The sequence below is a fragment of the Actinoallomurus sp. NPDC052274 genome (genome assembly GCF_040679475.1).
In the GTDB taxonomy this organism is placed as follows: domain Bacteria; phylum Actinomycetota; class Actinomycetes; order Streptosporangiales; family Streptosporangiaceae; genus Actinoallomurus; species Actinoallomurus liliacearum.
In genome coordinates this window covers 1-12,060 of the sequence record NZ_JBFAUT010000050.1, presented here as the reverse complement: position 1 = coordinate 12,060, position 12,060 = coordinate 1, and the positions used below count along the sequence as shown (strand labels likewise).

Genomic DNA, 12,060 nt, shown 5'->3' with positions numbered 1-12,060 from the left:
GTGTTTTCGCCGGGATCCGCCCGGCGGAGTCGTGGGGAGACGACGAATGCGAGAGAAGACGGTCGCGGCGCTGGTCCTGGCACCCGCGCTCCTCCTTGGCCTGCCGGCCTGCGGGTCCGGGAACAAGCCGGCGAACGCCCAGGCCAGTGCCTCGAGCGATCTGGCGAAGATGCGCGCCTTCGCGAGATGCATGCGGGCCAACGGCGTCGACATGACCGACCCGCAGTCCGATGGGAACGGTGGGATCGGGGGGATCGCCGTGCGGGGCGGCAGCGGCAAGTCGCAGAGTACGGACGACGACACGCTGAAGGCCGCCGAGGCCAAGTGCGGCAGGCTTCGGCCGAAAGGCGGGAAGCCGAAGAAGCTCAGTGCGGCGGATCTGGCGAAGTTGCGCGCCTACGCCAAGTGCATGCGCCAGCACGGCGTCGACATGCCCGACCCGAATCCCGACGGCGGCATCCTGATCAAGCGAAACAGCGGACAGGGCTCTCAGAGCGCCTCCGGTGACGGCGATCCCGACAGTCAGACCAAGGACGCCGACAAGGCCTGCGCCCAGTACCGGCCGGGCGGCGGCAGTAGCCGAGCCGTGACCCGGAGCGTGAATTGAGCAGGGTCCGCCTCGCGGTCCTGAGCGTCGCCGGCGTGGCCCTGGTCGGCGTCGCCGGCCTGGCGGCGGCCGGCCTGGGCGGCGGAGGCGGCACGCCCACCGGACGCGGTTCCCTGCCGCCCGGGACCGCGCGGATCGAACGGACGACTCTGGTGGAGACCCAGAAGGTGGACGGCACGCTCGGGTACGGCACGATGCACACCCTGGCCGGCGCGGGCGGCCACGGCGTCCTGACCTGGCTGGCCGCGCCCGGCAGCGTCGTGTCGCGCGGCCGGTCCGCCTACCGGGTCGACGACCACCCGGTGCCGCTGCTGTACGGGTCGCTGCCGCTGTACCGGACCCTCGCCGACGGCACGAAGGGCCGGGACGTCCTGCAGTTCGAGCGGAACCTCCAGGCCCTGGGCTACACGGGGTTCACGGTCGACAAGACCTACACCGCCGCCACCGCGGCGGCGGTGAAGCGCTGGCAGAAGGACCTCGGACTCGACCAGACGGGCAAGGTCGCGCCCGGATCCATCCTCATCGCGCCAGGCGCGCTCCGGGTCGCCGAGCGGAAGGCACAGATCGGGGACCGGGCGGCCGGCCCGGTGCTCACCTACACCGGCACCACCCGGCAGGTGGACGTCGCCCTCGACGTGCGGTATCAGCGGCTCGCCAAGAAGGGCGCCACGGTGTCGATCGAACTCTCCGGCGGCGGAACGACCAAGGGCCGGATCACCAAGGTCGGCAAGGTCGCCACGGCGGGCCACGGCGACGACCCCACCACCGTCGCGGTGACCGTCACCGTCGACGACCAGGGTTCCCTGGGCTCCTTCGACAAGGCGCCGGTGGCGGTGTACCTCACCAGCGAACGCCACGCGAACGTCCTCGCCGTCCCGATCGAGGCGCTGCTCGCCCAGTCCGACGGCGGCTACGGCGTGCAGGTCGTCGAGGGCGGGCGCGTCCGTACGGTGCCCGTGGAGACCGGAGCGTTCACCCAGGGCAAGGTGGAGATCTCCGGCTCCGGCCTGTCCGAGGGCATGAGCGTGGGGGTGCCGAAGTGAGCGGACCCGTGGTGAACGAACCGGTCGTGGAGCTGCGCGAGGTCCGCAAGGAGTACCCGGGAGAGGTCACGGCCCTGGACGGGGTCACGCTTCGGGTCGAGGCCGGTGAGGCGGCCGCGATCGTCGGGCCGTCCGGCTCCGGTAAGTCGACGTTGCTGCACCTCATCGGCACGCTGGACCGGCCCAGCGCCGGCACGGTGCGCATCGAGGGCCGCGACGTGTCGACGATGTCGGATCGACGGCTCTCCGCGCTGCGGGCCCGGCGGATCGGCTTCGTCTTCCAGCAGTTCCACCTCGCCGCCGGGGTCAGTGCGCTGGACAACGTCGCCGACGGCCTGCTGTACGCCGGTGTCCCCCTGGCGGACCGTCGGCGCCGGGCGCGCCTGGCCCTCGAACGGGTCGGCCTGGCCCACCGGCTCGGCCACCGGCCGCACCAGCTCTCGGGCGGGGAGAAGCAGCGGGTGGCGATCGCCCGCGCTGTGGTCGGCGAACCGGCGTTGCTGCTGGCCGACGAGCCGACCGGCGCGCTGGACACCGGCACCGGCGCCGGCGTGATGGACCTGCTCCGCGAACTGGCCGCGGGCGGCACCACGGTCATCGTGATCACCCACGATCGCGACATCGCCGCGACGCTGCCCCGCCAGATCCGGATGCGCGACGGCCGGGTCGTGGCGGATGACGTACGGGTGGAGGCCGCACCATGATGAGTGGAGAAGAGCCGGCGCGACTGGGCCCCCGGGACGTGGTCCGGGCCGGCGCGGCGGGGCTGCGCGCCCGCCCGCTGCGGGTGTTCCTGTCCGCCCTGGGGATCGCGATCGGCATCGCGGCGATGGTCGGCGTGGTCGGGATCTCCACCTCCAGCCGGGCACAGCTCCAGGCCACGCTGGACCGGCTGGGCACGAACATGCTCACCGTCGCGCCCGGCAAGGACTTCTTCGGCTCCGACGCGGAACTCCCCGAAGAGTCGGTCGCGATGATCGACCGGATGACCGGCGTTCTGTCCGCGTCCGCCACCGGCAAGGTCCCCGACACGAACGTCTATCGCAACGATCACATCAACGCCGGGGAGACCGGCGGCATCGCCGTCCTCGCGAGCCGCCTCGACCTGCCCCGTACGGCCGGCCTGAGCGTGGCCGCCGGGACCTGGCTCAACGCGGCCACGAGCCGGTACCCGGCCGTCGTGCTCGGTTCGGACGCGGCGGACGCCCTCGGCGTCGCACAGCCGAACGTCCAGGTCTGGCTCGGCTCACAGTGGTTCACCGTCGTCGGCATCCTGGACCACGCACCGCTCGCGCCGGAACTGGACTCCGCCGCGCTGGTCGGCTGGGACGTGGCGGTCGCGCGGCTCGGCTTCGACGGCCACCCGACCACCGTCTACACGCGGGCGAAGAAGGACGCGGTGCAGCGCGTACGGGACCTGCTCGCCGCCACCGCCAACCCCCAGTCGCCGACCGCGGTCGAGGTCAGCCGCCCGTCCGACGCGCTGGCCGCGCAGAACGCCGGCGACAAGGCGTTCACCGGTCTCCTCCTCGGGCTGGGCTCGGTGGCGCTCCTGGTGGGCGGGGTGGGAGTCGCGAACACCATGGTCATCTCGGTGCTGGAACGCCGCGCCGAGATCGGCCTGCGGCGCTCCCTGGGCGCGACGCGCGGTCAGGTCGGGCTGCAGTTCCTCACCGAGTCCCAGTTGCTGGCGGCGCTCGGCGGCGTGGGCGGCGTGACGCTGGGCATCCTCGTCACGGCGGTGTTCGCGGTGACGCAGGGCTGGCCGACGGTCGTCCCGCCGTGGGCGATGGCCGGCGGGGTCGGCGCCACGCTGGTCATCGGCGGGATCGCCGGCCTGTACCCCGCCATCCGCGCCGCCCGACTCTCCCCCACCGAGGCCCTCGCCACCCCGTGACGGCGGGGCCGGGTGCGCGGCGCATCGCATAGCGCGACAGATTCCCAGCCCCGTACGGCATCTTGAGCTCGGGGATCCCATGTGGCGGTACGGAATGCTCGGTGAACACGAGCGTGGATCAGGGCGAATCCCGCAGATCGCCGCCCGCTTCATGCGTTCACCGAGCCTTCCGTACGGCCAGCGGCCAGGTCGTCAGGTCACGGCCAGGTGCCTGCGGTGGTGCCGTGGGGTCTCGGCCTCGTCGAGCAGGACGAGGGCGAAGTCCGCGTAGGAGATGCGCGCCGCGGCGTCACCGTGTTCGCGGATCTCATAGTGGCCGGTGCGCTCCCTCTCATGGTCGAAGTCGCCGGCCGGGCTGACGTACACCCAGTCCAGCGCGCCGCCTGCGCCACGAAGCACCTCCAGACCGGCGGCGTGGGCCAGGCAGAAGGGCCGGAACTCGGCGGGGAAACCGGGCGCGTCCAGTTGCCGGATCCCATCGAGGCCGGGCAGCAACACCGACAGCCCGACCGCGACGAGCCGGTCCACACCGGCCTGCCGCAAGCCCTTGACCAGGGCGTGTGCGGCATCGGTGAAGAAGGCGTCCGGGTCGGTGCCCGCACCGTACACCGCGGCCGTGTTGATCGCGGCGTCGTGCCCGGCCGCGAGGGCGGCGACGTCGGCCGCGTCGGTGACGTCCCCGGCGGTGACCTTCACACCGCCATCCGCCAGGCCGCCGTAGCGGGACGGGTCACGGACCACCGCGGTGACCTGATGTCCACGCCGGCGCGCTTCGGCGACGGCCTGCCGGCCGGCCCGGCCCCCGGTCGCTGCGCCGTCTGGAGCGAGACGGGCTCGTCTCCCGCACGGTGCACACCGGCCCGAAACCGGGGGTGGAGTACGCGCTGACGCCGCTGGGTCCAGCATGCTGGAGCCGCTGTACGCCGCATGCGCGTGGGTGACGGACCACTGGGACGAACCACTCGACGCACGGGAACAGCACACAACCCCATGACCAGTCCGCAACCGCGGAATGCTCGGTGAACGCGAGCGCGAAACAGGGCGAACACCGCAAGTCGCCGCTGAGGTCGGGCGTTCGCCGAGTGTTTGGGGCGGCCACGCCGCCTCCGGTGCGGCACAAAGGCGGCGAACCGGGCCCGTACGCTGGGGCGGGTGGAGATCCAAGGGCACCGCGGGGCGCGGGGACTGTGGCCGGAGAACACCATCCCGGGGTTCGCGAGAACGATCGAGCTTGGTGTCGACGTGCTGGAGCTGGACGTCGCGCTCACCGCGGACGGCGTCCCGGTGCTCCATCACGACCAGGCGCTGAACGCCGGGACCGTACGGGACCGGGGGCCGTGCCGGCCGCGCGACCCGCTGTTCCCGTACGTCGGCCGGCCGATCGGGGAGCTCACGCTCGCGCAGATCAAGACGCTCGACGCGGGGATCCAGAACAAGCGGTTCGCGGCGACGCAGACGCCGATCCCCGGCGCGGAGGTGCCGACGCTGGCGGAGCTGTGCGAGCTGGTCGCCCCGCACGACGTACGGCTGGCCGTGGAGATCAAGACCGACCCGTCCTGGCCGGACGTCGAGACGATCACGGTCGCGGCCGTGAAGGTGCTGGAGTCCTACGGCCTGGCGGAGCGGTCGCGGCTGCTGGCGTTCGACTGGCGGGTGCTGGGCGTGGCGCGCGAGCTGCTGCCCGGCGGGGACCGCGTCGCGCTGGTCGAGCCGGACACGCTCGACGCGTCATGGATGGCCGGGCGGGATCCGGCGGGCGGCCTGATCGCCGCCGCGGCCGACGCCGGGGCGACCATGATCTCCCCCAAGCGGGTCATGGTCGTCCCGGAACTGGTCGCGGCGGCGCACGCGCGGGACCTGCGCGTCGTCCCCTGGACGGTCAACGAGCCGGCGGAGATGCGACGGCACATCGCGTTCGGCGTGGACGCGATCGTCACCGACTACCCCGACCGCCTCCGGACGGTGCTGGGCCGCTGAGCCGGAGCCGGACTCAGACGCGGCGCCCCCCGTACGGGGCGGCACGGCACGGCGCCGGTGGGATCGGCGGCGCTCAGAGCCAGCCGTTGCGGCGGAAGCCGCGGTAGAGGACGAAACAGGCCGTCGCGATGACGCCGACGGCCAGCAGGTAGCCGTACTTCCAGTGCAGCTCCGGCATGTACTTGAAGTTCATGCCGTACACCCCGGTGATCGCCGTCGGCATCGCGAGGATCGCCGCCCACGCGGAGATCTTGCGCATGTCGTGGTTGTCGGTGACGGTCACCTGGGTCAGGTGCGCCTGGAGGATCGGGGTGAGCAGCTCGTCGCAGGACTCGACCTGCTCGCGCACGCGGGCGAGGTGGTCGTCGACGTCGCGGAAGTACTCGCGGATCTCGGCCGGGACGAACCGGCGGGCCGCGAGGTTGCGCAGCGGACCGGACAGGGGGCCGACGGCGCGCTTGAGCTGGATGACCTCGCGCTTCAACCGGTAGATCCGCTCGGCCTGGTTGGTGGCGTCGGCGGAGAAGACGTTCTCTTCGACCTCGTCGATGTCCTGCTGGACGGCGTCGCCGACGGAGATGTAGTCGTCGACCACCCGGTCGATGATCGCGTGCAGGACGGCGGCGGGGCCGAGGGCCAGGCGCTCGGGGGTGTCCTCGAGACGCCGCCGGACGGGGGCGAGCGCGCCGTGCTCGCCGTGCCGCACGGTCACGATGAAGTCGGGTCCGCAGAAGATCATGATCTCGCCGGTGCGCACGGTCTCCGTGCCGGCGCGCTCGACGTAGCCGACCGTCTTCATGACGATGAACTGCACGTCGTCGTAGCGCTCCAGCTTCGGCCGCTGGTGGGCGTGGACGGCGTCCTCGACGGCGAGCGGGTGCAGGCCGAACACCTCCGACAGCCGCTCCAGCTCGGCGGCGTCGGGCTCGTGCAGCCCGACCCAGACGAAGCGGTTGCGCGGCTCGGCGCCCTCGGGGAGATCGTCGGGGGCGCGGACCAGCTCGACGGCCTCGGCGAGGCTGTCGGTGTCGACGCGCTTGCCGTCGACGTACGCGGCCCAGTCGATGAGGGCGGAGCGCTGGTTGATCGACTCACCGGCCGAGATGCGGCCGGGGCGGGCGAGCGGCTTGAACAGGACGCGGGTGGCGCGCCCGGGGCGAACCCTGGTCATGGCCATGGGGGATCCTTCCCTGGCCCGGCCGCACGCGCGACGGCGCGCGTCGACCCGTGATCAGAGCGGGGAGCGCGCGCCGGAGGCGGCCGGACGCCGAGTAGAGATGGTCGGACTGTGAGGAGGCTCGGCGTTACCGCAAGGATCGCCAGGACTCATTTCGACCACCTCCTTAGGTTCGTCGGCGTCAGAGCACGGGCTCTGAGGTTACACCGGGTAATAAGGACGCCCGGCGGCGGCCACCGGTTCACAGGGTTCCCGGATCATCCGAAAAATCACTGCTGTAGGGATCAACGTCGGCGGCCCTTCGTCACTTCCGTCCCGGACCCGGAAAATCTCCCAGATCTCGATAGGCTTCGAACGTGCGAGTCCTCGTTCTCGGCTCGGGCGGGCGCGAACACGCGCTGGTCCGCTCCCTTTCCCAAGACCCCGACGTCACCGCGCTGCACTGCGCCCCCGGCAACGCCGGCACCGGTGCGCTCGCGGACAACCATGTCCTGGACCCCACCGATCCGGTCGCCGTGGTCGAGCTCGCGCAGCGCCTGATGGCGCAGCTCGTCGTGATCGGCCCCGAGGCACCGCTGGTCGCGGGCGTGGGCGACGCCCTGCGCCGCGCCGGGCTGCTGTGCTTCGGCCCCGACGCCGCCGCGGCGAAGATCGAGGGCTCTAAGGCGTTCGCCAAGGAGATCATGGCCGCGGCCGGCGTCCCGACCGCCGCCGCCCGGGTCTGTGAGAGCACCGACGGCATAAACGCCGCGCTCGACGAATTCGGGCCGCCGTACGTCGTGAAGGACGACGGGCTGGCCGCCGGCAAGGGCGTCGTCGTCACCGAGGACCGGGCGGTCGCCGAGCGGCATGCCGCCGAGTGCCAGCGGGTGGTGATCGAGGAGTACCTCGACGGGCCCGAGGTCTCGCTGTTCGCGCTGACCGACGGCACCACGGTCGTCCCGCTGCTGCCGGCGCAGGATTTCAAGCGCGCCTACGACGACGACCAGGGGCCCAACACCGGCGGCATGGGGGCGTACACCCCGCTGCCCTGGGCGCCGCCGGGCCTGGTCGACGAGGTCGTCCAGACGATCATCCAGCCGACCGTGGACGAGATGCGGCGCCGCGAGACGCCCTACACCGGCGTGCTGTACGCCGGGCTGGCGCTGACGTCGAAGGGCGTCCGGGTGATCGAGTTCAACGCCCGGTTCGGCGACCCGGAGACCCAGGTCGTCCTGGACCGGCTGGCGACGCCGCTCGGCTCGCTGCTGCAGGCGTGCGCGGTCGGCGGGCTGGGATCCGCCCCGGCGCTGGAGTGGCGGCCGGGCGCGGCGGTCACCGTCGTGATCGCGGCGGAGAACTACCCGGGCAAGCCGACCGTCGACGACCCCATCGCCGGGCTCGAGGAGGCCGACGCGGTGGAGGGCGCGTACGTCCTGCACGCGGGCACCAAGCTGCACAAGGGGCTGCCGGTCTCCGGCGGCGGGCGGGTGCTCGACGTGGTCGGCACCGGCCCGGACCTGGCCGCCGCCCGTGCGGCGGCGTACACCGCCGCGGAGCGCATCCGGCTGCGCGGCGCGCACTACCGCACGGACATCGCCGCCAAGGTCTGACGGGCGGATGGAGCCGCACGGCGGCGCCTCGGCGGTGACGGCCGAGGCGCCGCAGGAGGCGTACCGGGTCACCACCCTGGAGCTGTTCTTCGACCTGGTCTTCGTCTTCACGATCACGCAGCTCACCGGCGTGCTCGCCCACGAACTGTCCCCCGTCTGGCCACCCCGCGCGCCTTCGACGGCGGCGGTGTCGCGTGGCGCTCTTTTCGATCATCGTCGCGGCTCTCCTGACGGAGCGGAGAAGTTGATCTAGGATCCGTTGATCCCCCTGAAGGGAAGACGGTCCATGCGCCGATCAGTCGGGCTCGCCCTCGCCACGCTCCTCATGACGGCCGGTACCTGCGGCACCGCCCTCGCCGGAACCCCGGCCCGTGGGCAGGTCGCCGCCGCGCGCACCTCCACCGCGACGACCCGGGCCGCCGCCTCGCTCACCCGGCTGCACGCCACGTCGTCCCACGCGTTCGTCGACTCCGCCGGGACCACCCACCTGCTGATCGGCCCGAACATCCAGCCGGTCTGGGACGCGTACGACACCGACACGTGGGGACAGTCGACCTACGACTCGATCAAGGCCAAGGGCTTCACGGCGGTCCGCATGGTCCTGTTCTGGGACATGTTCCAGCCGACCGAGGCGGAGTGGAACGAGACGGCGTTCTCCACCCTCGCCACGGCGGTCACGAGGGCGAAGGCCGCCGGCCTGTACGTCATCCTCGACTGCGTCCACATGTCCGGCGCCAACGACGGCCAGGAGCACGTGCCGGGCTGGGCCCAGGTGACGCCCACGGACGACGGCTCGGTCGAGGGCCTGGACGCCGTCGTCGAGAACGGCCTGGGCTTCCTGCAGACCATCGCCAACCGGTACAAGGACGAGCCGGCGATCGCGGCGTACGACCCGGTCAACGAGCCGTTCCGCTCTTCCACCAAGTCCGCGCGGCTGCTGTCCGACTACACCCAGATCGTCAACGCGATCCGCGCCAAGGACAGCACCACCGGCATCATGCTGGAGCCGTCCTACGGCGACTCGAAGGTGCCCACCTCGTCGTTCTCGTCCTTCACGCCGACCAGCCGCAGCAACCTCATCTGGTCGGTCCACGACTACTACAACGGGGCCGCCGCGAGCGGCTACACGAACGGCTACAACAACTCCACCGGCCTGGGCATGGTCCCGAACCCCTCCGACGGCACCACCGGCTACAACGCGGCGAACAAGGCCGGGCTCGCCTCGCACCTGCAGGTCCAGCTCGACATGGCCAAGGCCGAGAGCCTGCCGGTCTGGATCGGGGAGTTCGGCATCGGCGGCGGCGCCACCGGCCACGACCAGTACATCAAGGACAAGGTCGCCCTCTACAAGTCCAAGGGCCTCGACTACGCCTGGTGGGAGTACTCCTCCGAGGGCGGCGACGGGCCGTTCAGCATGGTCGACGCGAATGAGAACTGGCGGTCCTGGGTGAGCTACCTGTTCTGACGGCTGGGACACTGGAAGGGTGATCGAGCGCTACACCCTTCCGGAGATGGGCCGCGTCTGGAGTGACGCGCACAAGTACGAGCTGTGGTGCCGGGTCGAGACCCTGGTGCTCGAGGCGCACGCGAAGGCGGGCACCGTCCCGGCGGACGTCGTCGAGCCGGTGCGCGTCGCTCCACCGCCGACCCCGGAGCGGGTCGCCGAGATCGAGGCGACGACCCAGCACGACGTGATCGCGTTCCTGTCCGCGTGGGCCGACAACACCAAGCCCCGCGAGGCCGCGGCGTACGTGCACTTCGGCATGACGTCCTCGGACCTGCTCGACACCGCTCTCGCGGTGCAGCTCGTGGAGGCCACCGACATCCTGCTCGCCAAGGCGGACGCCCTGGTCGCGGCGCTGCGCGACCACGGCCTGGCGCACCGCGACACGCTGCGCGTCGGCCGCACCCACGGCATCCACGGCGAGCCCGACGTCTGGGGGCACCGGGTCGCCGACTTCGCGTTCGCGATGGCGCGCTCCCGGGACCGGCTGCGCCGCGCCCGGGCCGCCGTCGGGGTCTGCGCGATCTCCGGCGCCGTCGGCACCTACTCGAACATCGACCCGGACGTCGAGCGGTACGTCGCCGCCGAGCTCGGGCTGGCGCCCGCGGACGTGTCCACCCAGGTGGTGATCCGCGACGGCATCAGCGAGTGGGTCTCCGCGCTGGCGATCATGGCCACGGTGTGCGAGGCGATCGCGCTGGAGGTCCGGCACGGCCAGCGCACCGAGGTACGCGAGCTGTGGGAGCCGTTCGGGAAGGGCCAGAAGGGCTCCTCCGCGATGCCGCACAAGAAGAACCCGATCATCTCCGAGCGGCTCGCCGGGATGGCCCGGATCGTCCGCGCCCAGGTGACCCCGGTCCTGGAGGGCATCCCGCTGTGGCACGAGCGGGACATCTCGCACTCCTCCACCGAGCGGATCGCGCTGCCCGACGCCTCCATCGCGCTCGACTACATGCTCAACCTGACGCACCGCCTGGTCACCGGCCTCGTCGTCGACGCCGAGCGGATGCGCGCCAACCTCGAGTCGACCGGCGGCCTGATCTACACGAGCACGGTCCTGCTGGAGCTCGTGGGCGCGGGGATGTCCCGCGACGACGAGGCGTACCCGCTCGTCCAGCGGGCCGCGATGGAGACCTGGGAGACCGGGACGCCGTTCCGCGAGACGCTGCGCACGCAGGCCGCGGCGGCCGGGCTGACGCTCGACGAGGCGCGGCTCGACGAGGTCTGCCGTCCGGAGCGGTACGTCGAGCGCCTCGACGGGGTGTTCCAGCGCCTGGCCGAACTGAGCTGACAGAGGCCGGAATGCGATCATGGCGGGGACGGAAGGGAGCCCCGCCATGACGATCGTGGTCCGCGAGCTGAACGTCTATCCCGTGAAGAGCGCGGGCGGCACGCCGCTGACCGGGGCCGAGGTGCTCCCGGAGGGGTTCCGGCACGACCGCGCGTTCATGCTGGTCCGCCCGGACGGGCGGCACCTGTCGCAGCGGGAGGTCCCGCGGATGGCGCTGCTGCGCCCGTCGTACGACGGCGTGAAACTGACCGTGGAGTTCGCCGGGACCGGCCCGGGCGCACCGCTCGCGCACGCGGTCCCGGCCGACGGGCCGGTGCTGGACGTCACGGTGCACGGCGACCCGTGCCAGGGCGTCGACCAGGGCGACGAGGCGGCCGCCTGGTTCACCGCCGCGCTCGGCCGCGACTGCCGCCTCGTAGGGTTCACCGGCCGGCGTGAGACCGGCATCGGCGGCGGCACGGTCAAGTTCGCCGACGGGTTCCCCTTGCTCGTCGTCTCGGCGGAGTCCCTGGCGGAGCTGAACTCCCGCCTGGACGAGCCGCTGCCGATGAACCGCTTCCGGCCCAGCATCGTGCTCGAGGGCCTCGGCGCGTGGGGCGAGGACACCGTGCGGTTCCTTCGGATCGGCGAGGTCGAACTGGAGCTGGTCAAGCCCTGCGCCCGCTGCGTCATCACGACCACCGACCAGGAGACGGCCGTGAAGAGCCGGGAGCCGCTGCGCACCCTGGCGACCTACCGGACGCACACGTTCCCCGACGGCGACCGCGGCGTCATCTTCGGCCAGAACGCCATCCCCCGCGCCCTGGGCACCATCAGCGTCGGCGACGACGTGACCGTGCTCAGCCGATGACCTCGCCGGTCGGGACGCCGTAGCCGCCGAGCGGGTCGGGACCACGTGGCACCCGTTTGTGGATGGTGCCCAAATGCAGCGGCTCCGTGTCGCCGTGGACGCGGGCCGGCGCGCCGTCGATC

13 protein-coding genes are annotated in these 12,060 nt (G+C 72.2%); 11 read left to right on the top strand and 2 right to left on the bottom strand.

The genetic code is table 11. The features are described from left to right. Window positions 1–46 precede the first annotated feature (46 nt). Genes AB0K82_RS32600 through AB0K82_RS32585 form a run of 4 tightly spaced genes read left to right on the top strand, consistent with a single transcriptional unit; the run spans window position 47 to window position 3,547 of the window. Window positions 47–607 carry a hypothetical protein gene (locus AB0K82_RS32600; protein ID WP_364404443.1) on the top strand — a complete coding sequence of 187 codons (561 nt, stop codon included), beginning with the start codon at window positions 47–49 and terminating at the stop codon, window positions 605–607. Beyond that, window positions 604–1,650 (top strand): peptidoglycan-binding protein, encoded by a 1,047-nt coding sequence (locus AB0K82_RS32595; RefSeq protein ID WP_364404441.1) that lies wholly within the window; start codon window positions 604–606, stop codon window positions 1,648–1,650. The genes AB0K82_RS32600 and AB0K82_RS32595 overlap by 4 nt, the downstream gene beginning before the upstream one ends. Window positions 1,651–1,661: 11 nt before the next feature. Further along, window positions 1,662–2,354, top strand: coding sequence for an ABC transporter ATP-binding protein (locus AB0K82_RS32590; RefSeq protein ID WP_364404556.1), 693 nt, complete (start codon window positions 1,662–1,664; stop codon window positions 2,352–2,354). Next, the gene (locus tag AB0K82_RS32585) at window positions 2,351–3,547 is read left to right on the top strand and encodes an ABC transporter permease (protein WP_364404439.1); all 1,197 of its coding nucleotides are present in this window, start codon (window positions 2,351–2,353) and stop codon (window positions 3,545–3,547) included. The genes AB0K82_RS32590 and AB0K82_RS32585 overlap by 4 nt, the downstream gene beginning before the upstream one ends. Before the next feature lie 192 nt (window positions 3,548–3,739). On the opposite strand, the gene AB0K82_RS32580 is transcribed toward AB0K82_RS32585, so the two are convergent. Next, a complete protein-coding gene (locus AB0K82_RS32580; RefSeq protein WP_364404437.1) occupies window positions 3,740–4,288 on the bottom strand; it encodes an NAD(P)H-binding protein in 549 nt (182 codons plus the stop codon). Window positions 4,289–4,395: 107 nt separating this feature from the next. Here AB0K82_RS32580 and AB0K82_RS32575 point away from each other — a divergent pair, with 107 nt between their 5' ends. After that, the gene (locus AB0K82_RS32575) at window positions 4,396–4,488 is read left to right on the top strand and encodes a hypothetical protein (RefSeq protein WP_364404435.1); all 93 of its coding nucleotides are present in this window, start codon (window positions 4,396–4,398) and stop codon (window positions 4,486–4,488) included. A gap of 211 nt (window positions 4,489–4,699) precedes the next feature. Continuing rightward, window positions 4,700–5,524: a glycerophosphodiester phosphodiesterase family protein gene (locus AB0K82_RS32570; protein ID WP_364404433.1), complete on the top strand. Its 825-nt coding sequence runs from the start codon at window positions 4,700–4,702 to the stop codon at window positions 5,522–5,524. A gap of 73 nt (window positions 5,525–5,597) precedes the next feature. Here the strand turns inward: AB0K82_RS32570 and corA are convergent, their stop codons facing one another. Beyond that, window positions 5,598–6,701 carry a magnesium/cobalt transporter CorA gene (gene corA / locus AB0K82_RS32565; RefSeq protein WP_364404431.1) on the bottom strand — a complete coding sequence of 368 codons (1,104 nt, stop codon included), beginning with the start codon at window positions 6,699–6,701 and terminating at the stop codon, window positions 5,598–5,600. 356 nt (window positions 6,702–7,057) lie between these two features. Here corA and purD point away from each other — a divergent pair, with 356 nt between their 5' ends. Genes purD through AB0K82_RS32540 form a run of 5 tightly spaced genes read left to right on the top strand, consistent with a single transcriptional unit; the run spans window position 7,058 to window position 11,938 of the window. After that, entirely contained in the window at window positions 7,058–8,293 is a 1,236-nt protein-coding gene (gene purD, locus AB0K82_RS32560) for a phosphoribosylamine--glycine ligase (RefSeq protein WP_364404429.1), read from the top strand. Window positions 8,294–8,300: 7 nt separating this feature from the next. Beyond that, on the top strand, window positions 8,301–8,546 hold the full coding sequence (locus AB0K82_RS32555) for a low temperature requirement protein A (protein WP_364404427.1): 246 nt from the start codon (window positions 8,301–8,303) through the stop codon (window positions 8,544–8,546). Window positions 8,547–8,579: 33 nt separating this feature from the next. Further along, on the top strand, window positions 8,580–9,758 hold the full coding sequence (locus tag AB0K82_RS32550; RefSeq protein ID WP_364404425.1) for a cellulase family glycosylhydrolase: 1,179 nt from the start codon (window positions 8,580–8,582) through the stop codon (window positions 9,756–9,758). 19 nt (window positions 9,759–9,777) lie between these two features. Continuing rightward, window positions 9,778–11,088, top strand: coding sequence for an adenylosuccinate lyase (gene purB, locus AB0K82_RS32545; RefSeq protein ID WP_364404423.1), 1,311 nt, complete (start codon window positions 9,778–9,780; stop codon window positions 11,086–11,088). A gap of 46 nt (window positions 11,089–11,134) precedes the next feature. After that, window positions 11,135–11,938, top strand: coding sequence for an MOSC N-terminal beta barrel domain-containing protein (locus AB0K82_RS32540; RefSeq protein ID WP_364404421.1), 804 nt, complete (start codon window positions 11,135–11,137; stop codon window positions 11,936–11,938). Window positions 11,939–12,060: the final 122 nt, after the last annotated feature.

Excerpts from the sequence above, each read along its gene's own strand:
- AB0K82_RS32600 (WP_364404443.1), top strand. The coding sequence starts at position 47 with ATGCGAGAGAAGACGGTCGCGGCGCTGGTCCTGGCACCCGCGCTCCTC.
- AB0K82_RS32585 (WP_364404439.1), top strand. The coding sequence starts at position 2,351 with ATGATGAGTGGAGAAGAGCCGGCGCGACTGGGCCCCCGGGACGTGGTC.
- corA (WP_364404431.1), bottom strand. The coding sequence starts at position 6,701 with ATGGCCATGACCAGGGTTCGCCCCGGGCGCGCCACCCGCGTCCTGTTC.
- AB0K82_RS32555 (WP_364404427.1), top strand. The coding sequence starts at position 8,301 with ATGGAGCCGCACGGCGGCGCCTCGGCGGTGACGGCCGAGGCGCCGCAG.
- AB0K82_RS32550 (WP_364404425.1), top strand. The coding sequence starts at position 8,580 with ATGCGCCGATCAGTCGGGCTCGCCCTCGCCACGCTCCTCATGACGGCC.
- AB0K82_RS32540 (WP_364404421.1), top strand. The coding sequence starts at position 11,135 with ATGACGATCGTGGTCCGCGAGCTGAACGTCTATCCCGTGAAGAGCGCG.